The organism is Candidatus Hydrogenedentota bacterium, from assembly GCA_019637335.1.
In the GTDB taxonomy this organism is placed as follows: Bacteria; Hydrogenedentota; Hydrogenedentia; order Hydrogenedentales; family JAEUWI01; genus JAEUWI01.
Window position 1 is genome coordinate 213,660 of record JAHBVV010000007.1, and the last position, 23,648, is coordinate 237,307.

General features: G+C 65.3%; 18 protein-coding genes. 6 read left to right on the forward strand and 12 right to left on the reverse strand.

Features of this window, described 5'->3' with window-relative positions:
* Positions 1 to 490 precede the first annotated feature (490 nt).
* Positions 491 to 778, forward strand: a complete 288-nt coding sequence (locus KF886_10690; protein ID MBX3177818.1) for a HigA family addiction module antidote protein — start codon at positions 491 to 493, stop codon at positions 776 to 778.
* Between the two features lie 111 nt (positions 779 to 889).
* Here the strand turns inward: KF886_10690 and KF886_10695 are convergent, their stop codons facing one another.
* The 5 genes from KF886_10695 to KF886_10715 form a co-directional block, all read right to left on the reverse strand.
* A complete protein-coding gene (locus KF886_10695) occupies positions 890 to 1,327 on the reverse strand; it encodes a PIN domain-containing protein (protein MBX3177819.1) in 438 nt (145 codons plus the stop codon).
* Entirely contained in the window at positions 1,317 to 1,541 is a 225-nt protein-coding gene (locus KF886_10700) for a hypothetical protein (protein MBX3177820.1), read from the reverse strand. Before KF886_10700 ends, KF886_10695 begins: the two co-directional genes overlap by 11 nt.
* 251 nt (positions 1,542 to 1,792) lie before the next feature.
* Complete coding sequence (locus tag KF886_10705) at positions 1,793 to 3,169, reverse strand: hypothetical protein (GenBank protein ID MBX3177821.1); 1,377 nt, start codon at positions 3,167 to 3,169, stop codon at positions 1,793 to 1,795.
* Positions 3,170 to 3,361: 192 nt separating this feature from the next.
* Positions 3,362 to 5,476 carry a DUF1080 domain-containing protein gene (locus KF886_10710; GenBank protein MBX3177822.1) on the reverse strand — a complete coding sequence of 705 codons (2,115 nt, stop codon included), beginning with the start codon at positions 5,474 to 5,476 and terminating at the stop codon, positions 3,362 to 3,364.
* A 486-nt stretch (positions 5,477 to 5,962) separates the two neighbouring features.
* The gene (locus tag KF886_10715) at positions 5,963 to 8,539 is read right to left on the reverse strand and encodes an ATP-dependent Clp protease ATP-binding subunit (GenBank protein ID MBX3177823.1); all 2,577 of its coding nucleotides are present in this window, start codon (positions 8,537 to 8,539) and stop codon (positions 5,963 to 5,965) included.
* A 584-nt stretch (positions 8,540 to 9,123) separates the two neighbouring features.
* Between KF886_10715 and KF886_10720 the strand changes: the two genes are divergently transcribed.
* Positions 9,124 to 10,977, forward strand: coding sequence for a hypothetical protein (locus KF886_10720; protein MBX3177824.1), 1,854 nt, complete (start codon positions 9,124 to 9,126; stop codon positions 10,975 to 10,977).
* A 5-nt stretch (positions 10,978 to 10,982) separates the two neighbouring features.
* Here KF886_10720 and KF886_10725 read toward each other — a convergent pair whose 3' ends face one another.
* The 4 genes from KF886_10725 to KF886_10740 form a co-directional block, all read right to left on the reverse strand.
* On the reverse strand, positions 10,983 to 12,206 hold the full coding sequence (locus KF886_10725) for a hypothetical protein (protein ID MBX3177825.1): 1,224 nt from the start codon (positions 12,204 to 12,206) through the stop codon (positions 10,983 to 10,985).
* 42 nt (positions 12,207 to 12,248) lie between these two features.
* Positions 12,249 to 12,965, reverse strand: a complete 717-nt coding sequence (locus KF886_10730) for a glycosyltransferase (GenBank protein ID MBX3177826.1) — start codon at positions 12,963 to 12,965, stop codon at positions 12,249 to 12,251.
* A gap of 413 nt (positions 12,966 to 13,378) precedes the next feature.
* Positions 13,379 to 14,125 (reverse strand): small multi-drug export protein, encoded by a 747-nt coding sequence (locus tag KF886_10735; protein ID MBX3177827.1) that lies wholly within the window; start codon positions 14,123 to 14,125, stop codon positions 13,379 to 13,381.
* A gap of 63 nt (positions 14,126 to 14,188) precedes the next feature.
* Entirely contained in the window at positions 14,189 to 16,060 is a 1,872-nt protein-coding gene (locus tag KF886_10740; protein ID MBX3177828.1) for a hypothetical protein, read from the reverse strand.
* 651 nt (positions 16,061 to 16,711) lie between these two features.
* On the opposite strand from KF886_10740, the gene KF886_10745 reads away from it, so the two are divergent.
* From KF886_10745 to KF886_10760, 4 genes are all read left to right on the forward strand, one after another.
* Positions 16,712 to 17,470, forward strand: coding sequence for a protein-L-isoaspartate(D-aspartate) O-methyltransferase (locus tag KF886_10745; GenBank protein MBX3177829.1), 759 nt, complete (start codon positions 16,712 to 16,714; stop codon positions 17,468 to 17,470).
* Positions 17,460 to 19,895, forward strand: coding sequence for an SAM-dependent methyltransferase (locus tag KF886_10750; GenBank protein ID MBX3177830.1), 2,436 nt, complete (start codon positions 17,460 to 17,462; stop codon positions 19,893 to 19,895). Before KF886_10745 ends, KF886_10750 begins: the two co-directional genes overlap by 11 nt.
* Before the next feature lie 55 nt (positions 19,896 to 19,950).
* Complete coding sequence (locus KF886_10755) at positions 19,951 to 20,832, forward strand: carbon-nitrogen hydrolase family protein (protein ID MBX3177831.1); 882 nt, start codon at positions 19,951 to 19,953, stop codon at positions 20,830 to 20,832.
* A gap of 225 nt (positions 20,833 to 21,057) precedes the next feature.
* Positions 21,058 to 21,702 (forward strand): YceI family protein, encoded by a 645-nt coding sequence (locus KF886_10760; GenBank protein ID MBX3177832.1) that lies wholly within the window; start codon positions 21,058 to 21,060, stop codon positions 21,700 to 21,702.
* Between the two features lie 98 nt (positions 21,703 to 21,800).
* Here the strand turns inward: KF886_10760 and flgL are convergent, their stop codons facing one another.
* Genes flgL through KF886_10775 form a run of 3 tightly spaced genes read right to left on the reverse strand, consistent with a single transcriptional unit; the run spans position 21,801 to position 23,604 of the window.
* Complete coding sequence (gene flgL / locus KF886_10765; GenBank protein ID MBX3177833.1) at positions 21,801 to 22,724, reverse strand: flagellar hook-associated protein FlgL; 924 nt, start codon at positions 22,722 to 22,724, stop codon at positions 21,801 to 21,803.
* 11 nt (positions 22,725 to 22,735) lie between these two features.
* A complete protein-coding gene (locus tag KF886_10770; protein ID MBX3177834.1) occupies positions 22,736 to 23,260 on the reverse strand; it encodes a hypothetical protein in 525 nt (174 codons plus the stop codon).
* Positions 23,257 to 23,604 carry a hypothetical protein gene (locus KF886_10775; GenBank protein MBX3177835.1) on the reverse strand — a complete coding sequence of 116 codons (348 nt, stop codon included), beginning with the start codon at positions 23,602 to 23,604 and terminating at the stop codon, positions 23,257 to 23,259. The genes KF886_10770 and KF886_10775 overlap by 4 nt, the downstream gene beginning before the upstream one ends.
* Positions 23,605 to 23,648: the final 44 nt, after the last annotated feature.

Consider the following 23,648-nt stretch of genomic DNA (forward strand, 5'->3'; position numbering starts at 1 on the left):
TCCGCTTCGCCGTCTCCCGTAGGTTCTCAAAGTCCCAGGATGCCGATTGCGCCCCTTGCGCGGCGATCAGAGGGGATACTGGTGTATGATAGTGTACGCAAGTCGGCGGCGCATTCGTTCTTCGGCTTGAGGACGGCGGCCATGCCTTCGATCTCGACTTGGTGGATTACCATTAGGGTAACACTTTAGCGGTCTGAAGTGCGGAACAGTATGTGTTTTTACCAATGGAGCCGGTGTGTATGGAGCGCCGGCGGCCCGCCGGCATTGCACCGAAGGTGCAAGAATACGTTGCCGGAGTCCTCCGACGACACGCGGCTTCTAATGCGACGGTAGCATTTCCAGAACGCTGTATTGCGCCGGGGGCGCAATCTGCCGGCGGGCCGCCGGCGCTCCATAATTGCGCGTAGCCTTTATTCAGCAAGTCGCTCTGGTTTGGCCACTGTACTTCGTTCGGCTAAAGTGATACCCATTAGGAAAGGCGCAATTTAACATGATGAAAATGACTCTACCCCACCCCGGGCATACGATTAAGGACGGCTGCCTGGACGCGCTGGGCATGAGCGTCACGGAAGCCGCGAAAAAGCTTGGGATTGCGCGGCATACGCTCTCGCGCGTAATCAACGGCCACGCGGGCATTTCGGCGGAGATGGCCATCCGGCTGGAAAAGGCGGGCTGGTCGACCGCCGACCACTGGATGCGGCTGCAGGCGGCGCATGCCCTCGCCCAGGCCCGGAAACACGAGGACAAGATCCACGTGGAACGGATTGGCGCGGCGTAGGCGCGGCGCGCCTGGCCAACAACGGGACAGCCCCGGACGTTGGCCGTATCGTGATTGCATACCGGCGGCGGGACGTGGCCATGGGTATGCTGGATTCCGTGAGGGCAACGCTCAAATCGGGTCGCATCCCGCGCGAAAGGGATTCACGATTTCCAGCCCTTCGATTTTCTGGCCGTCTTGCAGGTCCTCGGTCAGCAACCTCGCCGCCCCGGCTTCCCGCGCCGCCGCGATGATGAGCGCGTCGTAGAAGTGGTACTTGTAGCGGTCCTGCGTACGCAGCGTTTCACGGTAGAGTCCAGCACTCGGCATCACTCGCCAGAGCGGGAGCAGGACCTTTTCCAGAAATCGCTCGGTATCCTCGGCGCTTGCGGGCTCGGGCAATTTCGTGGATAGTACGTTGAGCGTCTCCTGAACCACTTGAAAGCTGATAATCCCGCTTTTCTCAAGCAGCGCGCTGGTCAAGACGCGTTCGGCGATTTCGCGCTTCGCGCCGTTGGTCTCGTCAAACAGATAGAGGAGTACGTTTGAGTCGATGAAATCAACGGGCATTTCTCTCGTCCCGGGTGAACGTGCGGCCTCCGGTCCGCAGTTTTCCCTGCAGATCGGCCACTACAGCCATCGCATCCTTCGCGCCGTCAACTTGTTGGGCATAGGACGCCAGCCAGCGCCGAAACTGCTCGTCCAGCGTGGTCCGCTCCAGGCGCGCGCGGGCTTCAGCGGCATTGATGAGGCGCTCGTCGGCGCTGATGGTGATCGATTTCATCTTGAATCAAACTCCTTGCCTTCAGTCTAATTCATTTCTACCACATTCGGCCAACTCCCGGCGCAAGTAAAACCATTGTTCTCCTGCTACCCGTTGCATCCTCCACGTGTCGGAACGGAGCTGTACGCTATCGCGCGCCTGGCCAACAATGGTACAGCCCCGGACGTTGGCGTTTTCCTTGCTGAATGGCGCCAGCGCGTTGAAACGTTGACCCACCTTCTTTGATTTGGCGCCATGTGTCCGCGCGGTCCCTACGGGGCAACTTCGGGGATGAGCACTTTCTGCACCGCCAGGTTCATCAGCGGCTCCACCGCCTCATCCACCCAGAGCCAGGTGTGGTGCGTGTTGAAGCCGTCGTCGGTGGCGGCGGCGGAGGGGATGTAGCCCGGCGCGCTTTCGCCGTAGCCAGCGATCACGACCTGCGCGTCGGGGCGCATGCCCTGCGCGGTGATCTGGTACTGCACGAAGGACTCGGCGGGCATGAGCAGGAAGACCGCGCGGCCGAAGTCGACCGCGCAGATGTCGATGGGAATGCCTTTCTCGCAGCGCATGCGCCAGCTCAGGCCCATGGCGGCCATGTTTCGCGCGAAGGGCTTCTCGCCGGGGTCGTTCAGCGTGGCCCGGAGCTCCTCCTCGGAAAAGCCTTCGGAACTGCGCGGCGGCAGGAAAAGCGGGGCGCTCCGGAAAGCGGCCTTTTCCAGGGGGAACCTCTCGGCGGCTTCGAATGCGGCCTTCATCCCGGCGTGAAGCTTCTTTGCCAGCACCGGCCGGTTTTCGGGGCTTCCATCGTTGAACTTCCCGGCGGTCACGTCGCCGCTGCACCCGGAGAAGTACATCTGGTGCACCCCCGGCAGGTCCGCCTCGCGCATGGCCCGCGCCATGCCGGGGAAATCCGCGCTGACGTAGCCCTTGCCGTAGTGGCTCATGGGGTGGACGGAGTAGCTGCTGAGCACCGCGACCGGCTGATCGCCGTTCCAGAAGCTCAGGCTCCGCAGCCAGGGGTCCACGAGGTCGATGGGCAGTTCCTGGAGGTTCGCCGGGCTTGCGCTGCCGCGCCCGAAGTTGATCGTGCCGTCGGGATGCACCGCGCGCCGGTTGGAGGTGATCTCCATGACCTGCGCCACGCCGATCGCGTAGTGGGTGACCGGCTGGGCGAGGGGGAGCGCGTCCCGAAGCGCTTCCGCCGTGCGCTGGACCGCCTCCTCGTGAAAGCCGGGGAAAACCAGGCTCTTTTCCAGGCCGACCTCGTCCAGCAGTTTCTGCGCGTTCAGATCGGCCACGGGCGCGTCGTGCTGGTGGATGGCCGCGAGGAGCACGCGCTCTTTCGCCGTGCCCGCGGCCTCCGCGAGGACCTCGCGCCAGCGGTCGTAGGCGTCATTGCGGATCTCGCACCAGTCGATGGAGAGGAAAACGATGGGCTGATCCGCGCCAAGCAGCACCACGCCCTTCGCGTAAAGCGGGTCGACGATCTCTTTGGCCGGCTCGACGCCGCCGCCCATCCCGGGGTGACCCAGGGGGACCGTTACGTCGGCGGTAAACGGGGCGAGCCTGAACTCCGCCGCGGCAGGCAGCGCAAACAGGGCGAGCGCCAGGAAGAAGCCATTGACTCGGGCGGCGTACTTCATCATTTTCGTCGTTCCTTATTGCGCGCCACGGGCACGCACGGGCCGGCACGGATGCCGGCGCTCCATCGGGGTTGAATTTGATCTCTTGCGCGCGTTGTCGGTCAAGCGCGCCCGTCCTGGTTTCATGGGCGGGGTGGACAACGTGGACGACTAAACTTCCGCCTTGTCCAGCTGCCAACGGTCAACTGTCAACGGTCAATTCTCACCTGCCCCCACCACCTTCAGCGTCACATCATGCAGCTTGTCTTCATCGCCCAACAGCGCCATCGCCCCGTGGGGGCTGTGCACCGTGATCTGGCCGCTGATATTGTAAAAGCCGTTGTCGCTGTGGTCCTCGTAGAACTGGAGCGCCGGGCGATATGCCCAATCGTAGACCTCGCAGTCCTCGAAATGCACGCCGCCGGTGCGCGCGACGAGGCTGGGGCGGCGCGCATGGATCAGCACCGGCACGCGCGGCCCGCCGTAATCGCGAAACGCGGAGACCCACGGGTTCGCCCAGGTGCAGCGCGTAAACTTCACATCCACGCTCAGCGCCGACACGTCAAACACCTTCACGCCCTCCTTGCCGGTGTTCTCCGTCGTGCAATCCACGAATTCGATGGTCCCCGCCGGCCCGTTGTCGTTCGCCGTGCCGATGGCCATCCCCGCCCATCCGGTCTGGCCCATATCCTGGAAATCGTCGAGCGTCATGCCGGACTTGCCCATCCGCGAGACGCAATTCTCGAAGCGGATGCTCACGGATTCGCTTTCGATGGTCATCGGGTTCAGGTAAATCAGGATCTGGTGGCCGGCGTTGTTCTCGAAAACGGAATTGCGCACCACACAGTTGACGAAGCGCTGGTCCGAGCTGTCCGGCTCGAAATCGATGCCCGCTTCCGGCGCCGTGCCGCCCGTGTTGGAGAAGGTGCAATTCTCGATCAGCAGGTTCTGCGCGCTGATCACGCTCATCCCCTGGCGGTGGTTGTCATCGCACACCACATCGCGCACCGTGATGTTCTCGCCCCAGCGCCGGTCGCCGCCGCCGTCGATGTAGATGCCGTCGCCGCCGGAAGACTCCACGCGGAGCCCCTCGATCAGCACGTTCTTGCAGCCCATGAGCCGGATGCCCATGCGCCACTCCGCTTTGGTGTACTGCGCGGGGTCCTGGTAGTCCTTCTTCCACATGCGCAGTGTCGCCCCATAGCCTCGGATCGTCAGGTTCTCCGCGTTGTGCGCCGCCAGCAGCGAGTCGCCGCCGCCCTTGAACTCGCCGCGCTTCGCGAGCAGCAGCACGCCCGGCTCGAACTCCAGCTCCAGGTCGCCTCGGAGCGTGATCGGCCGCACGATCCACGGTTTGCCCACAAACGGAATCAGGACCTTCTTCGCGCCGGAATCGATCGCCGACTGGACCGCCGCCGTTGCGTCTTCCGGGTCAAAGCCCCACCAGGCCGCATTCGCGAAGTCCTTCGCGCCATTGGCGATCGCCGCCACCGCCGCCGGGTTGACCGCGTTTCGCGAGCGCGCGCCGTGTTGCTCCAGCGGAAGCAAATCAACGCGCCGCACGAAGAGTTCCGCGCCCTCGGACTGGATCTGAAGCTGGCCGCTGGTGGGGGTCGTGTCGATGGATTCGTTTACATGAATGCCGTTGAGGAAAACCTGGATCGCCCCGCGATCGACGATGACTTCGAGCGTGTTCCATTCACCCACCGGCGTCTCGGCGTCGTGTTCCCCGCGGAATCCCAACACGTCCTCCCAGTCGGGGGAGCGCCCCCACCAGTTGATGCGCCCGCTGTTGATCGTGACCGGCTGGCCCTTGGTCTTGTAGATGTGGCTGCCGCCCTGCTTTTCCTTCGCGACGTTCGCGGTGAGCGAGAAGGCGTCCGTGCCGTCGCCGACCACGATAAAGTCGCCCGTGCCCCCCTCGATCATCTGCACCTCGATGGAGTGCTTCCAGATGCCGCTGTACCCGCCATCTTCGCCCACGCTGTGGACCAGGAAGCCGCTGTCGCGTGTGGCCTTCTCGCGCTTGCCCCAGGTTTTCTCGCCCCACTTGAACTCGACTATGGCCTTGTAGCGATCGAAGGAATCGTGGGTCGTGATGCAGCCCCAGTCCTCGCCGGAAATCCGGATCATGCCGTCCTGGACCGTAAACACGCCGTTGGGATCGTTGTTCACGCCGTGTTCCTGAAGAAAGGTGTACCAGTTCGTCAAGTCCTGGCCGTTGAACAGGGCGATAGGCTCAGTGACCTCGCGGACCTCGGCCCGGGCGAGCGCAGGGGCCAGGGCCAGGGCGGCGAAAAGCGCCGCCCGTAGAATCGTGGGGTAATGCATGGTGTGGGGTCCTCATCCTTCCGTTGGCGCCGCTACCGGTGTGGTCGCGGCGGCCTTCGATTATGCAAGCTGCGGGCGGCGTTGGCAAGTGCGCGGCGCCCGAAAAAATCGCGGGAGTTCGAAGGCGATGGTGAAGTCCTGATATTACCGCGCCCAAACAGGGGAGAAGTAGTCAAAGTCTCGTTTTTTCGGTTCGCCGGAAACCCGCCATGATACGGGCCTTCAGCCCTGGCCGAAATCGTCGTCATTCTGCCTGGGCCTGCGGCCCAGGCTGGTATGATCGGCGCCTTCGGCGCTGAAGAAACGACATTCAGGGCCGACGGCCGGTTTCAAACCAGCCTGGGCCATCGGCCCAGGCAAAGGAATCAATCGGTATTGAGGGCTGAAGGCCCGCTCCATCGCGCTGGAAAACCATCGGCGATATCAAGACTGCTCCCGAACGCGATGCCTCGAACTCCCGCGCATTGGTGCGTCTCTAACCCTGGCTCAGGGGCCGATCTCGGTCACGGTGATGATCGCTGGATCGTCCTTGCCAATGCGGAGCAGCTGGTCCGACACGGCGTCCTCGATATTCTCGACAAACAGCGTGCGCAGGGGACGCGCGCCGAGGAGCGTGTCAAAGCCGTTCTCGACGAGGTATTCGCAGACATCCGCGCTCAGCGTGATGGAAACCAGCGGTTCGCTGGACTCGGGCGCCTGGCAGATCGCGGTGCGCACGCCATCGTCCGCAACCGTTACCGTGAACCAGGTGTTGCACTCGCCGCGGTCCGGCGGCAGGATGATCTTGCGCGCCAGGGCCACGCGCTCGCACAGGTCGCGCAGCAGCTTGTTGAGGATGCTGGACTGCTCCTTCATCCCGAGCGATCCAAACACCAGCGGGCGGCCCATGCGCCCGAAGAGTTCCGGCGGCAGGCCGGGCACGGCGAGCATCGCCTGCTTCACGATTTCCTCCGCCGAGGGCGCTTCGTCCGCGTCCTCGCCTTCCAGCAGGCGGTTCGCTTCGTCCTGCAAAATGCCAAAGGTCTGGGGCGTAAGATTGGGCGTGCTGGAGACGATTTCCTGAAGAATCGATTTCACCGCCTGGTTCTGAACTTCGGGTTCCGCCTCGGGATTGGCCTCCAGCCATCCCGTGATGCGGTGCCGCATTTCGCCGAGCTGCGCGAGGAGCGCCGCGCCGACGTTCGTGGTAATCACAATCACCGTGTTCTGGAAGTCGATATTGCGGCCCATCGAATCCGTCAGGCGCGCTTCGTCGAAAAGCTGGAGGAAGATGCGCCAGATGTTGGGGTGCGCCTTCTCGAATTCGTCGAGCAGTACCAGCGAGTAGGGCTTGCGCCGCACCGCCTCCGTCAGCATGCCGCCCTCTTCCGCGCCCTGGTAGCCGCGATCGGATCCGATCAGGCGGTTGCGCGCGGTTTCCGTGCCGTACTCGGACAGGTCAATGCGGATCAGGGCCTCTTCGCTGCCGTACCAGTCCGCCGCGATGGCCTTGGCGAGTTCGGTCTTGCCTACGCCGGAGGGACCCGCAAACAGGAACACGGCCTGGGGTTGTTTCGGCGGGGTCAGGCCCACAAAGGCGCGTTTCATCGTCTTTACGACCGCCTTGATAGGTTCGGGCTGGCCGAATACGCGGCTGGCGAGGTTTTCCTCCAGTTGCAGGAGCTTGTTGCGCTGGTCCTCGGACATGTTTTCCACCGGGATGTTCGCGCGCTCGGAAACGGCCTGCGCGACGTGCGCGCCGGTCACGGGTGGCTGGTAGCCGGGCTCGTGGTCGGCGCTGACGTGGTTGAGAATGACCATCGCGCCGGCCTCGTCGAGGATGCCGAGTTCGCGCGCGGGCGAGCGCACTTCGCCGATGTAGCGCCGCGCGAGCGTGTTCACGCGGCTGAGCGATTCATCGGTGTATTCCACCGTGTGGTGCTTGCCGTAGACCGGCCGCACGCGCTTGAGGATCTCGGCCACTTCCGCCGGGCTCTGCTCGGGCACGATGACCGGGCTGAAGCGGCGGCGGAGCGCGCCATCTTTCTCGATGGCCCGGAACTCCGCAAACGTCGTCGCGCCGATGCACCACAACTCGCCACGCGCCAGGGCCGGCTTCATCAGGTTGGCTGCGTCCATGCCGCCGCTCTCGCCGGTCTCGCCAAGGCCGACAAGCTGGTGTATTTCGTCGATGAACAGGATCACCGCGCCCTTGGCGTCTTGGAGTTCGCGGAGCACCGCCGTGAGGCGCTGCTCAAATTCGCCGCGGTACTTCGAGCCCGCCATGATGAGGCCCAGGTCGAGGCTGATGATCTTCTTGCCCTTGAGGCGCTCCGGGACGCGGTCCTTGACGATATCGAGCGCCAGGCCCTCGACGATCTTCGTCTTGCCCACGCCGGGCTCGCCCAGGAGGATCGGGTTGTTCGCCTCCTTCTTGAGGAGAATGCTGGACAGGCGGCGGATCTCGTCCGCGCGCCCGATGACCTCCTCCACGCCGCCGCCCGCCGCCTTCGCGGTGAGGTCGTATCCATACGTCTTCAGCGCCTCAATGGAATGGGCCGCCGCCGTCTCCCGGCTCACCGCGCCCACCGGAATCTTGCGGTCCCCATCGAGGATCGAGCTGGTGAGGCCGAAATCCGAAGCCAGGAAGGAATCGATGGCGTGGGTGCGGTAATCGATGATGCCCGCAAGCAGATCGTCCCACTCGATCTGGTCCTTCGTCTTCATCTTGGCGTTGAGGCCCTCTATCACGCGATCGAGATTGTGGCCGGGCTTCGCGGGGCGCTTCACCAGCAGCGTGCAGAGCTGGTTCAGCTCCTCGGAATACTGGCCCTTCGCCACCTTTTGCTTCGGAAGATTGCTGATGAACTGGTGGTTCAGCGCGACCCGGAACTCCCCGAACGTCCGGCGGTCCTTGCCGTCTTCGCCTTCGAACAGCTTGCGGAGGGAACTCTTCTCTCGGTCCATCGCGTCGACCCACAGCAAATGCTGGAAATCGATCGGGCCGAGGCCCAGCGCCCGCGCCTTGTCGAAGCGCTCCTCCCGGGTAAATCTGTCAAAACGATCTTCATCCACTTCGGGCATGGCGCGAAGCTCCCTGGTTGTTGATTGGAACCCATCCCTGCATTTGGGGGCCCGTGTGCAACCACGGCGTTCGCGGTTCCCGCATGGCCCGTCCATAGACTAAGTAAACCGCCCGCAAAAAGCAACCAATGCAGTTCCGGCCTGGCGGATATGTCGCCGCAGAGGGACGCAAACACTCCTGTCCGCGATCCGGGTTTCTCAATCAACAATGGCAGTTACGCGTTAGCGGAATGAAGCACCCACCGGTGTGAATGCATGTCTCGGTCAAGAATGGCGCGGTGGACAGCCGGGACGGCTATCCTACATTGGGGGCGGAATGTTTGAGATCTTTTGCGCCTTGCGGCGCAGAACACAGGCGGGACGCCTGTGCCACTGTCTTTTCGCGGTGGTTTTGGTGGGGGCAGGGGCACTTCTGGAGGTGGGCTCACGTTGGCGCGGAAATGCCCGCGATCCTGGCGCATCTTGCGGCGTGGTGGACAGCCGGGACGGCTATCCTACATTGGGCGCGGACTCGACGAAGGTCCGGCGCGGCGCGATGCGTGCTTGTGCTACACTCGCGGGCGTCACCCTTGAGGAACAACGCCATGCTACGCCACAACACGATTCGAGTCCTGATCGCCGCCCTGCTGATAGCCGGTTTCGCTTCCGCACAAACCGGCGGCATCCACGAGCCGGTCCGCTACATCGGCGGCGTCTCGATTGACCTCACCCCGCACGAAGCGGGCCTCCGCCCCGCCGTGGGCGCGCACGCGCATCAGGTGGTCCGCGTGAACCGGGAACATCCCGGGGAGGCCGATGACCACGGCTGGACCTACAGCCATGCGTCGAACATCGCGTACTGGAACGACACGTTCTACGTGCAGTACCTGAGCAACCCGATCGACGAGCACGTGTCGCCCGGCCACACGCTGATCGCGACATCGAAGGACGGCGTTGCGTGGTCCCGCCCGGAGGTCGTCTTCCCGCCCTACGAAGCGCCGGAGGGGGTGGCGCTGCCGCCGAACGCGCACGGCTACATGATGCACCAGCGCATGGGCTTCTACGCCGCGCCGGACGGGCGGCTGCTCGTGCTGGCCTTCTACGGACACGCGGAGGACCCCTTCGAAACCGGCGGCATCGGCCGCGTCGTCCGCGAGGCGCACCGGGACGGAACCTACGGCCCCATCTATTTCATCCGCTACGAGAGCCAGGCCGACTGGAACGAGACCAACACGAGCTTCCCATTTTACAAGACGTCGCCGGACGCGGGCTTCGTGGCCGCCTGCGACGCGCTCCTCGCGGATAAGCTCGTGACGCGGCAGTGGTACGACGAGGACAACGGCGTAGACGGATTCCACCAGCCGATGGCGGAGGATCGCGAGGCCTTCAGTTGGTACACGCGAAACGACGGCAAGATCGTCGGGCTCTGGAAGTGGTCCTACGCCGGGCTTTCGGACGATGGCGGCGCCACCTTCTCCGAGCCGGCGCGTGTGCCCACCTTTGTCATGGCGGGCGGCAAGCAGTTCGGCATGAAAACGGATGATGGGCGCTACGCGATCGTGTACAACCCGACCGTGCACAACGAGCACCGCTACCCGCTCGTCTGCGTCACCAGCGACGACGGCATCCTGTTCGATCACATGCTCAACGTCCAGAGCGAAGTCCCGCCGCGGCGCTACTACGGGCGCTGGAAGGACTTCGGCCCCTGCTACGTCCGCGGGATCACGCCCGGCCAGGGCAACCCGCCCGGCGACGATTTCTGGGTGTCCTACAGCATGAACAAGGAAGACATCTGGGTGAGCCGCGTTCCCGTGCCGGTGGAATACGCGGTGGAGGGTCCGATCGAGGACGACTTTGAGGGCCGCGCGCCCGGCGGTCGCATCGACGGCTGGAACATCTACAGCCCGCGGTGGGCGCCGGTCACCGTGGCCGCGGGCAACGGCGGGCAGGTGCTCCAGCTGGCGGACCGGGATCCGTATGACTACGCACGGGCGGTGCGCGTCTTTGAAGAGGGAACGCGCGCCACGCTGGCGTTCCAGGCCATGGCGGCGCAGGGCAATGCCCAGCTCGATATCGACGTGCAGGACCGTTACGGCAATCGCCCGGTCCGGCTGCGTTTCGACACGGACGGCGTGCTCAAGTACGTGGACGGAAGCCGCGCGGAAGTGGTGCTGGCGTATACGCCGGGCCGGTATTACGCGTTTGAGCTCGATATCGACGCGACACCGTATGGCGGCTACGCGCTCCGCGTGGATGGCCGGACCATTGCCGAGGGCGTCCAGCTCGCCGAGGCCGTGAAATCCGTCGAGCGCATCAGTTTCCGGACCGGTCCCTTCCGCGACCTCCCCACGCGCCAGACCGAGAACGAGGCGCCGCATTCACCGCTCCCCGGCGCGGGCGATCCGCTGCCCGAGGCCCTGTTTGCCGTGGATCAGGTGCGGCTGGTGTCGGGGCGATGACGCCTTCAGCGTGACGCCGGCGGTTTCACGTGCGGCGGGACGCCCTCGCGGGCGCCTTCGAGGATGATTTCCGCCGCGCGCTGCACGCCGGGGGATTCGGCGATGCGCTGCTGGAAATGGCGCGCGCGCTCGGCGTACGCGGGGTCGCCGAGGAGCTGCTCGAGCGCACGCAGGAGGTTTTCCCCGCGCGCGCGCCTCGGCTTGATCTGGATCCCGAAGCCGTGCGTATCGCAGAGCCGCGCGTTAATCTCCTGCTCCAGCGTGTGCGGCAGCGCAATCACGGGCACGCCCGCGGCCAGCGCCTGGTACATGCTCCCGTTGCCCCCGTGGAACACCAGCGCCTTGCAATGCTTGATGATCTCGTCGCCGGGCGCGTAATCCGCCAGCAGAAAGTTCGGCGGCGCAAGAGCCTTCGTCTCCTCACTCACCTGCCGCCCCGTCGTCACCACAAAGCGGTAGGGCGCACGGCCCAGCGCATCGTACGACGCGCGCAGAAAAGGATCCAGGTCGCCCGTGGACCCAAAGGTGATGTAGACGTTGGGTGTGCCGTCGTCCAACGTGTCCAGCCAGTCCGGACGGTCCACCGGGAGCTTGCCCCAGATCGGCCCCACCGCCTCCCAGTGCTCGTAGTCCTGAATATAGGCGTCGAACTCCGCCAGGCCCGGTGAAATTATGCGCGTCGACCAGAAAAGCTCCTTCGCGTCCACCGGCGCGCAGCCGTACTTCCGAAACACCCGGTTGCGTATCGGCGTAAGCCGGAAGCGGTCCCAGAAGTCGATCAGGAAACGGTAGATCGAGCCCGGGCGGTAAAAGTGGGTGTAGTAGGCGTTCATGATGCCCGCCGCCGGCGTCTGGGTGATGTAGGCCGCCGACGTGAGGGTAAAAGTTCCATCGCACACGACCATATCCGGCTTCTCGCGCTGGATCAGGTCCACCTGCGACTCCAGGATCGCGTCGAGCGGCGCGAAGCGGTGGTGCGTCAGCACGTCCCACGGCACGAGCAGCATGCCATACTTCAGGAAGCGGTTCCAGAGGTAGGGCCAGTCGAACTCCATGCACTGGACCGTGCGGAAGCCGTCCTGTTCACAGGTGTGCAGGTAGGAGCGGGGGTGCTCGTGTTCGCCCGCGAATACGACCTCGTGCCCCTGCTCGCGCAGCGCCTTGGCCACTTCAACCATGCGCGACACGTGGGCCAGCACCCAGCCATTGGGAAAGAAAATGAATTTCACGCGGCGCCGGTTCCTCGTCGTGTGCGCGGCGGCCGGACCGCGTCAGCGGCGCGGCCGGTACCAGATCTCATAGGTCACTTCGGGATTGTTCAGGAAGGCCTTCGCAAAAAGAATGGGGTGGCGGACCACCGCCCAGTCGCCATACTCGTCGAACTTGCGCGCGGAAAGCACCACTCCGGTCTTCTTCAGGCTCGCGAACTTCTGGCCGCGCGCCTTACCGTGCCGCTTTAGGCGCAGCGCGAAATCCATGTCCTCGTTGGACAGCCGCGACTCGTCGAAGCCGCCGATTTCTCGAAAGATCTCCGCGGGCAGGTAAAAGAGAAACATCGAGACGCCGCACAGGCGCAGGTTCGCCGTGATCACGAACTGCGTCAGGCTCAGGCCCATCGACTTGCGCTCGTAGGGCGCGTGAAGCACCCCGCCGCCCACGTAGCGCCCGCTCTCGAAGATCCGGGCGATCTCGACAAAGATATCGTCCATCACTTCATTGTCGGCGTCGGTGAAGATCAGGTATTTGCCCGCCGCCGCCGCAGCCGCCGTATTGCGCACCGCCGATATGCACCGCTTCTCCACCGGGACCACGCGCGCGCCGAATTCCTCCGCCACCCGCGCGGTGCCGTCCGTGCTCTGGTTGTCCCCGACCACAATCTCAACCGGCTCGCCCAGCACCGCCTCCGCGCGGCGGATCGCCCCCAGGCTGCGCGGAAGGTAGGCTTCCTCGTTGAATGCGGGAACAATGACGGAAAACGTGGGTTGCATGGCGGCCTGCGAAGAAAAGATACGGTTTCTGGAGCGTACGGGATGCCGGAGTATACCAGATTCCGCGCCCCCGGCGCCCCATCCATCCTTCGCCCCAGCAATCGCATTTAAACTTCGTGTACGAGCCAATCGCCATACGAACCACTGGAAACTCAGAAAAGAGCTCGTGTTGGAGCGCTGGCATCCTTGCCGGCAGAGATGCCGGCGCTCCAGCTTGCTCACTATCCTTGATTCAAGGCTCCAAATCGACTCAAGATTGCGCCCATTTGCCATAATCGGGTTTAAATGCGATTGCCCTGTAGCTCACCCCGCCCAACCCACCAGCGGACGCCAACGTGGGAAAAGCGTCCCCGCTTGCGACTGGAAACCGGGTGGGCGGTGTCGCGCGCGGCGTTTGTCCGGCGAGCCGCCAGCTACTCCGCGGGTTCGGGCGCGGGGTCCAGATCGCGCAGGGAAGATCCGCGCTCGCGGGACTGGGCCATTCGCTTCTGCACGACACTGTAGATCCAGCCGCCGCCGATGACGAGGCCGGGCAGGGTCCAGGCGAAGTAGCGCGCGAAATCCTCGTTCAAGGCCGTGAGCGTAGGCGCGAGCCAGTCAAAGAAGGCAAGCAGGAGGATGAGGGAAGACAGGTGTGCGGTGAAGATGAGGGGCACGAGGGTCCGGATGCGGTAGCCGAGCAGGTAACCGGCGACGCAACCCACCAGGGTTCCCGTGCCGGATACGGGCAGGAACACGAAGAGGAACAGGCCAACCAGGCCGAAGGCGCGCAGGCTCTCGCACTTACGTTCGGCGGCAGCGACGAGGCGGCGCAGGAGGCGGTCGATGGCGCGGTCTCGGGCGACGCGCTCGTAGAAGCGTGCGAAGAGGGGAAAGATGACGAGGAAGAAGGCGATATCCTGGATGCCAGCCTGCATCATGAGGTAGGCCTTGTGGAATCCGAGCCGGATCCCTTCATAGGCGCAGACGGTTCGCCCGACGAAGAAGAGTTCCAGCACGAGCAGCCAGCCCAGGCGATAGGGCTCGGGCCAGATGACGGCGCAGGCGATCATGATCAGCACCCAGAGCGCGGTGAGGAACCAGCCCCAGCGCGCCATGAAGCGGAGGCCCCGCTCGGTGACGAGATCGTTTCCGTAAACTCGGTTGTCAGTGTCGTGCATTGCGGACTTTCAGTGTTCAACCGCCACAAAGTCGGGTATTATGCCACGCTCCCCCACTCCGGTTCACCGTGGCGTCCAGCCGAGCCCCACCTGGACAAGATTCCGGAGGCGGGGCCCCGCGACGGTGGTCCTTTCCCCCAGCGGCGGTGGGGTGAAGGCGTGGTAGGCGCCGCGATCCCAGTACAGGAAGTGAAGGGAAGCATCTTCGAGCGGCGCGTCGAAGTCGAATCGCACTTCGCGCGGGCGTCCGTCCTCCCCCGCTTCCAACACTGTCACCGTCAGGCCCTGTAAATTCACGGTGTCACCCGCGCGGAAGGGCTGGGATTCCGGATGCCGGAAAACCAGCGCCCAGGTCGCCGGAACGAAGGGGCCGTCTGGCCGCAGGGTGAGGGACTGCGCGCCCGAGCGGGTCACCGCGACGTCCGCCACGCCGGCGTAGAGCCACCACCAGTGATCCGGAATGGGCTGGCCGTGGTAGGCGCGATAGACGGGCAGGCTTGTGCCGAGCAGGTCGGTCGGGGTGTTCATCGCTACCAGGCGCGTCCCTGGCTTGAGGTCGCCGGGGATGGAGGGATTGGAACCGGTCAGGATACGATTCATGACGGCCAGTTGCTGGGTGCCCGCCAGCAGTCCGATTGGGGCGAGGACGCCATGCGCCAGCACGAGCAGCATCGCGAGCACACACCGCGCACCCGGCCGCGCCAATCCATCGGCGATGGCCAGCGCCACGATGCCGAGCCCGCCGAAGGAGGCGAACATCAGGTTGCGGTCCATCGGCAGGGTGGCGCAGGCCGGCACAATGGACAATACGGCACCCAGCAACAGGAAGCGGGCTTCGGGGCGCGAGCGCAGCGCGGGCGCGGCGAGCCACAGAAAGAGGACGAACATCAACGCCGCGCACCCGAGTAGTATGTGGCCCGCCGCGGCGGGCGCCAGGCTCCAGAGGGTCGCGTCGGGGGCGGCGAGCAGGCCCATCAGCAGGATGAGCATCCGCTCCGGCAGGTGGCGCAGGAAATCGGGGGCGTCCCCGACGGGGTCGAGGTAGAGCCCCGAGCCCTCCGTGCCGTAGCCAAGGGCGGAGTAGGCCAGGCGCCAGACCACCACGACCGCCAGATAGGGCAGGAGCGCCGCGATGCTCCGCGTCCAGGCGCGGATGCGTGGGGTATCCCGATCCACCGCGGGATCCAGAAACAGGGCATAGGCGAACAGGTAGGCGCCGGTGGCGATCCCGGCTTCGGCGCTGAGCAGGGATAGCACGAGACAGGCAATCGCCATTGGCCCGCGCGGCCACCACCGCCCGGCGCGGCGCCAGGCATCGTGCAGCCAGAGCACCAGCAGCCCGAAGAGCACGGCCAGGAGGGCATTTCGCATGGCGAGCCACGCGGCGGGGATGGCGTGGCCGGAATCGGCGGCGAAAAACAGCGCCGCCAGGCCCGCGGCGGCGGGGGCGCACGTGAAGCGCCGGTAGAGCAGCGCCACGATGGCCACCAGCAGCCCATAGAGCAGGAGGCTGTGGAGGTGCATGGCGAAGGCGTTCGGGCCGAAGGCCAGGTAGTCCACCCAGTGGCTGAGGGAGGAAAGCGGACGGCAGAAATTCACTTTCCAGCCTTCGGCGGTCCACCACGGGAGGTAGCCCCGGTTCATCATGGCCTCGCGGGCGTCGGGATCGCCCTTGAAGAACGAGAAGGACTCCAGCGGCGACAGATCGAGGGCCTCGAGCGCCGCATCGCCCTTGAAAATGGTCAGGAAGAAGTAGTCGTCCTGGGCGAAACCCGACCAAAGCGCGGGCAGCGTCAGCAGCATCGCCACGCACGCCGCGAGCAGGGCGAGGCGACGCGCGCTCAGTCGCCCGAGGCGCGCGAGGAGGCTTTCGAACCGGTTCGCCGCCCGTCCGGACAGCGGGGCGGGGTGATCTGGGGGTGTGAAATGGGGCACGGGGTTTACCTGAAGGCCTGGCCGCGAAAAGTGTGCGGTGGCCGATGCGGGGGATTGGACTGCGCCAGTGCAGAGCGGAAAACGCGCGTATCACTTTAGCGGTCTGAAGTGCGGAACAGTATGTGTTTTTGCGAATGGACCCAGTATGCATTGAGCGCCGGTGGTGCAATCTGCCGGCGGGCCGCCGGCGCTCCATAGTTGTATTGCGCCGGTGGCGCAGTTTGCCGGCGGGCCGCCGGCGCTCCATAGTTGTATTGCGCCGGTGGCGCAATCTGCCGGCGGGCCGCCGGCGCTCCATAGTTGTATTGCGCCGGTGGCGCAGTTTGCCGGCGGGCCGCCGGCGCTCCATAGTTGTATTGCGGCGGTGGCGCAATCTGCCGGCGGGCCGCCGGCGCTCCATAGTTGCACGTAGCCCTTATTCAGCAACTCGCTCTGGTCTGGCCACTGTGCTTCGCTCGGCTAAAGTGTTACAAACGCGCAAAGTATGGGGCACGGCCCGGGGCAAGTCAAGCCGGAGGGGAGTATTGCTGCGTCCCGGACGGCGGCCCGGCGCGCTTGTTTCGGGTTTGACCCGGCCCGCCCGAAAGGGCAAGATGGGGCAAGAACTCGCGCGGCGCGCGCGGTGCGCGCCGCCACGGAAAGGAGGTTGACATGTCTCCTCGTCATCCGGCGTTGCTGATTCTTCTGTTCACTGGTCTGGCGATTGCGGCGCTTCCGACGGGCCTCGCACGGGCCGAGGACGAGTCCCCCACTCCCCCGGATCCCCACGCCGCGGCACGAGAGCGCCTGGTCGCGGATAGCATCGAAGCAGGCCCCTTCGGACGGACCCCGGTGAAGGACCCCGCGGTGCTTGCGGCGATGCGGTCGGTGAAGCGCCACCTGTTCGTTCCGCCGGGCCTCCGCAGCGAGGCCTACCGGGATCGCCCCCTCCCCATTGGCCACGGCCAGACGATCTCGCAGCCCTACATCGTCGCGTACATGACCGAGGCGCTCCAGGTTGGCCCGGACGCGACGGTGCTCGAAATCGGCACCGGATCGGGCTACCAGGCGGCGGTGTTGGCGGCCATCGTGAAGAAGGTTTACAGCATAGAGATTATCCCGCCGCTTGCGGAGGAAGGCGCGGCCAACCTGAAGGCGGCGGGCGTTGCGAATGTGGAAACGCGCACGGGAGACGGTTACCACGGCTGGAAGGAGCACGCCCCGTACGACGGCATCGTGGTGACGGCGGCCGCGGCGCACATTCCGCCGCCCCTGATCGAACAGTTGAAGCCGGGCGGGCGCATGGTCATTCCGGTGGGGCCTCCCCTGCAAACGCAGAGCCTGATGCTTGTGGAGAAGCGCGAGGACGGATCGGTCAGCCAGCGCAACGTCATGCCGGTCCGGTTCGTGCCGCTAACCCGTGGAAAGTAGCAATCCACACGAGTTCAGCACCCGCGCGCTGTACGCCGCCGTGGGGTTGCTCAGCGCGGCGGGCCTGATCTGCCAGATCGGGCTGATGCGGGTCTTTTCGATCGCGCAGTGGCACCACGCGGCCTACATGATCATCAGCATTGCGCTGCTCGGGTTCGGCGCCAGCGGGACGGTGCTCTCGATAGTACGGCCGCGCCTGGCCGGACGGGAGGCCGGTGCGTTTCGCTGGTGCGCGGCTGGCGCGGCCATAGCCTTCGCCGCGAGCTACGCGATCAGCCAGCGGGTTCCCTTTGAAACCATCGAATTGCTGAACCAGCCCCGCCAGTTCTGGCTGCTGCTCGCGCTTTACCTGTTGCTGGCCGTGCCCTTTTTCCTGGTCGCGTGCTGCATTACGATTGCGTTCTTGCTGCGCCCGGAGGCTATCGGGCGGGTCTACGGCGTGAACATGGCCGGTTCCGGCGCGGGCGCGCTGGGGTGCGTGGCGCTGTTGTACGTGCTGCCGCCCGCTTCCCTGCCTGTAATCGCCGGCGGGCTAGCGGCGATCGCCTGGATGTTGCTCGGGCCGCCGCGCGGCGGGCGCGGGTGGATTCTCCCCCTGGCGATCATCGCGCCCGTGCTGGTGTGGGGCGCGCTTACGCCGGTCCGGGTGTCGCAATACAAGGGGCTCGCCTACGCGCTCCAGCTCCCGGACGCCCGGATCGAGACCCGGGCCCGGAGCCCGCTCTCGGAAATCACGGCGGTCTCCTCCGCCTATCTCCGGGAGACGCCGGGGCAGCTTTCCAACTACCCGATGAGCGAACTCGGCGATCTTCCGCCCCAGATCGGGCTCTATTTCGACGCGGGGCCCGTTTCGCCGGTGCACCGATTCGACGGCGACCTGGACCCTTTCGCCTATCTCGATTATGTCACCGGCGCGCTCCCCTACCGCCTGGTGACACGGCCGCGCTGCCTTATTGTGGGGCCCGGCGGCGGCGGCGAGGTCCTCGGCGCGCTCGCGGCGGGCGCGGCGCACGTGACCGCCGTGGAAACCGACCCGGCGGTGCGCGATCTCTTGCGCGGGCCGCTCCGCGACTTTTCCGGCGCTTGGATTGAGCATCCCGACGTAACGTTCGTGGTGGCGGAGGGCCGGGGTCACCTGGAGGCGACGCGGGATCGGTTCGACCTCATTGTGCTGCCCGCGGCGGGGTCGGCGGCGTCCGCGGCGGGCGGGGTGCTCGCGCTGAACGAGACGTACCTGTACACCACGGAGGCGCTGGCCGGGTACCTGGACCGGCTGACGCCCGGGGGCGTGCTGGCGCTGAACGTGTGGATCCAGACGCCGCCGCGCCAGGGTATCAAGCTCTTCGCGACGGCGGTGGAGGCCTGCGAGCGCGCGGGATTCGTGGACCCCGACCGCCACCTGGCCTTCGTCCGATCATGGAACACGGGGACGATCATGATAAGCCGCGAGCCGATGGGCGCGGAACGCCTGGCGGCGGTGGAGCAGTTCTGCGCGGACCGTTTCTTCGACCCGTGCTATTACCCGGGCATGCCCCCGGAGGCCGCCAACCGATATACGCAGCTGGACGAGCCCTACTACTATAACGCGGCCCAGGCCATTCTCCACGGCGAGCGTGAGGCCTTCTACCGGGACTACGCGTATTACGTTCGCCCGGCGACGGACGATCGACCCTACTTCTTCCGCTTTCTCCGGCCCGCGCGGCTTGCGGAGTTGATGGCGCAAGGTCCCGAAGCAGTCCCCTTCGTCGAATGGGGCTATCTCGCGCTTGTGGCGACGACGCTTCAGAGCGTATTGGCGGGCGTCGTGCTGATTCTATTGCCACTGTTGTTTCTTCGGCGGCAGACGGAAGGCGTCGCGGGGCGTTGGGCGGTATTCGCGTACTTCGCGAGCCTCGGCCTGGCGTACATGTTCCTGGAAATCGCGTTCATCCAGGTTTTCATGCGGTTCCTGTCCTACCCCATCTATGCCGTGAGCACGGTCCTATCGGCGTTTCTCGTCTGCTCCGGCGCGGGGAGCCTTTGGGCGGGTTCGCTGCCCCCCGAACGGCGCGCGCAGGCGGTGTGGTGCGCGGTCGCCCTGATCGCCGCGTTATCGGTCGCCTACCTGATCGCCTTGCCGCCGCTGTTCCACGCGGCGGCGGGGTGGCCGGATGTCGCGAAGATCCCGTTGTGTCTGATCCTGCTGGCGCCGCTGGCGGCGGCGATGGGCGTGCCCTTTCCGGCAGGCCTCCAGGGACTGGCCACGCGCGCGCCCGCGCTTTTGCCCTGGGCCTGGGCAACCAACGGCTGCCTGTCCGTAACGGGGGCGACGCTGGCCACGCTGGTCGCCATTCACACCGGCTTTCGCAGCGTGGTTGTATTGGCGCTGCTGCTCTACCTGGCGGCGGCCGCCTCGCTGCGGATGCTTCCCGGCGCCCGCGCATGATAGGCTTGAACCGCGCCCCGGCGGGGCGCCTGGCGCCCTTATCCGGAGAATGCTCATGAAGTCATTTTCTCTCCTGTTTTCCTTGCTTGCGCTGGCCGCGCCACTGGCGGCCCCGGCCGGCGACGCCGAATCTGACTTCCAGGACACCGTCCGGGTCGCGCAGATGCGCGGGGTACCGGTCAAGTGGGATATCGACGCCAACATGAAGACGTTTGTGGAACAGGCGGAGGCGGCGGGCTTGGCGGGGCCGGACATCTTCATCACGCCGGAGTGCTGGCTCGACGGCTACGCGGCGCCGGATGAGAAGTCGACGCGGGAGAAGCTGATGGCGGTTGCGCAGCCGCTGGAGGGCAGCCCGTATCTCGACCAGGTGGCCGAGCTGGCCCGAAAGCACCGGATGTGGATCTGCTTCGGATTCAGCTCGCTGGAGGATGGGAGGCTTTTCAACACGTCGGGCCTGTGGAACCGCGCGGGCGAGCTCGTGGGGGTCTACCACAAGACCCATATCCAGACGCACGACGTGCAGTACGATCTGGGCATGGGGTTGCCCGTGTGGGACAGCGAATGGGGCAAGCTGGGGATGATGATTTGCGCGGACCGGCGCTGGCCGGAAACGGTGCGCACGCTGCGCATTCAGGGCGCGCGGCTGATCCTGAACCCGACCTATGGGATGCACGGCGAAATGAACCTGAAGATCATGCAGGTGCGCGCGTGGGAGAACCAGTGCTTCATTGCGTTTACCCATCCGCAGCAGAGCCTGCTGATCAACCCCCGGGGCGTGGCGGTCCTCCACGTGGACAGCGCCGATCCCGGGTTCAGCATCACGGCCATTGACCTGAGCGAAGCGCGCGACGACAACCACATCCAGGACCGGCGTCCGGAGCTGTATCGCCCATTGAGCGAGGGGGTTTACGCGCCCCCCGGCACGGATCGCTGACTTCGTTCCACAGGCGCGGTGAATACACGGAGCGGGAAGGCATGTCCAGCGGCGGAATAGCGCGCTGGCGTTGACTTGTTTCTTTTACGGGCGCGGCGCATCGGGAATCGCCACGGAGGGCCGTGGTGATGAGGGTTCGCCGTATTGCGGTACGCGTCAGGCAATTGCAATGTGCGGCGCCGGCGCATCCAGCGCCCAACCCTACCATGAAGGAGAACGAATCGAATGAAAACCCTCATCCATACCTCATTCGCCCTGGCCATGCTCGCGGGACTGGGCCTCGCCGGGTGCGCCAATCCGGCGGACCAGACCCCATCGGCGGTGGTTTCCGATGTCGCGCCGGCGGCGGATGCCGCCCCGGACGCGGCTCCCGCGGCGGAAGGGACCACCTACACGATTGCGCCCGCGTCCACCATCAGCTTTATCGGTTCCAAGGTGACGGGGTCGCACGATGGCGGCTTCAACCAGTTTGCGGGAACGGTGACCGTCCCCGGCGAAGACCTGACGCAGGCGAGCATTGAAGTTACGATCGACATGACGTCCGTCTGGTCGGACGCGGATGGGCTTACCCGGCACCTGCTCAGCGCGGACTTCTTCGAGGTTGAGACGTATCCCGAATCGCGCTTTGTGTCCACGGCCATCGCGAAAGAAGGCGACGCCTACACGGTCACCGGCGATTTCACGCTGCACGGGGTGACCAAATCCATTGCGTTTCCCGCGAACTTGAGCCTCGCGGGCGACAAGGTCACCGCCAGCGCGGAGTTTGATATCAACCGCAAGAACTTCGAGATTGTGTATCCCGGGAAGCCCGACGATCTAATCCGCGACGAGGTCGTGATCAAGCTCAATATCGAAGCGACCGCTTCCTGATTTCGCAAACACGTGCAGCAAAACGCCCGGACCGCTGGGGTCCGGGCGTTTTCGTATGAATGAGGGGGATGATGCCGTGGGCGCGAAGGGTGGAGCGCCTACGAGAGAAAGTTGAGCAGGCTGGGTTGTATGACGCGCGCGCCGGCGTTGAGCGATGCCTGCAAGGCGTTCGACTGCGCGTTCAATTGCAGAATAGTCTCCGCGAAATCCGCGTCAATGTTGTCCGAAATCACCTGGAGCAGCTGCTGGTTGATTTCCTCCAGGTTTGAGCGCACGCGGTCGACGCGATTCTGTATCGAGCCCACGCGCGCAAGCGAAATGAGTACCTGTTCCTGGGCGGAGGCCAGTTCGTCCAGCCGGGTCTCCAGGGCGTTCAGATCGCCCGCGCGCAGGTTCTCCCGGATGTCCAGGACGGTCTGGAAAATATCCGCTCCGCTGGCGCCCGCCGCCGTGTAGACGGCGCTTCCGGGCTCGTTCGCCGAGACCAGGATTCCGTCCTGCACTTCCTGCCGGATGATTTCGTCGTTTCCGGCGTAGGCCACCGATACGATTTCACCGGCCGCGTCCCGCGTGGCGACGAAGGGCGGGGTCCGGGTCACCGTGCCGCCGAAGATAAACCGCCCATTGCTCTCCCGGTTCGCGGTTTCGAGGATGGACTCGAGCAGCTGGTTGACCTCGATCGCAATTTGCTCGCGCTGGAGGGGGGCGTTGGATCCGGATGCGCCCTGGAGCGTCAGTTCGCGAACCCGCTGCAACACGCTGATGGACGTCTGGAGCGCGCTGTCGCTCTCCTGCAGTCCCGGGCCCAGGTTGCTGATATTGGTGATGTACTGTTCGTTTTTCGAAACTTCGCCGCGGGCGCTAATGGCGCGGCGCGTTTCCAGCGTGCCGTCGCTCGGGCGGTTCACAGCCTGGCCGGTCGAGAGCTGTTCCTGAAGCGCCAGAATGCGCAGCTGCTGCCGCGTCAGGTCGTTCAGCACCCGGTCAACCAGAAGTTGTTGTGTCGTGCGTACCGCGCCCATGGCGTCCTGTTCTATCCCCGGTGGTCGATGAGGGCCGGGGCCGCGTGCTCGGGCCGCGGCGCGGCGCCCTGTCCGGTATAGCCGCCCTGATCCGGCGCGCAAAGCGAGAGTGCGGACAGCGTTTCGTTGATTACCTGTAGCGTGCGGCGCATGACCCGGTTATTGTCGCGGACGAGCCGGCGGGTGGACTCGAGCGTGGCCCGCATCAACACCTGGAATTCCAGCATCCTCTGGCGCCAGGGTTCCGGCGCCACCGCGATCAGCCCGCTCAGGGTCTGCTGTTCCCGGGGCAGGTCGAAATGATCCACCACCCGCCGCACGAGCGCGAGGCGCACTTGTTCCGCCGCGACCGCCTGCCGGATCAAGACGTGCAGGGCGGTGGCCTTGGCTTCCAGGTACTCGTAGTCGTTGACGCGCGCGCCCCGGCCCATGGCCCGGCATACCACGAGCACGTTCTGCTGGCGCTCCAGCTCGTCGTCGAAGTGCTCACACAGCGCATCGAGCAACTGGGCGATATCCATGTGCTGGCCGTTCATCGCGCGGCGCCTCCCGTTTCTCCGAGCAGTGCCTGCTGGTATTCTTCGCGCGACAGGAGCCCATCCCCGTTGAGGTCGAGCCGTTCAAAGGCCGCGCGGTCCAGCCCGCTCTCGTCCAGACGAAGCATGCCGTCCCCATCGGCGTCGCGCAGGCCGATAAAGCGGTCGCTTTGTTCGGCGGCCTTGGCGCGGCGCGCCTCGGGGCTCATGGCGGCGTCCATCTGCTTGCGAAAAACGTCCGAAAAGGCCTCGTCCGTCACCCGGGGCTGCTTGACCGCGCGCACCAGGGAGGCCGCGCTCCTGACGAGCGCGTTCGCCGCGCCGATGCCACCGAGGATTTCCATGCCATGCTCCTTTTACCCGGGGGCGGCCCGAAAGGTCCGGGTTC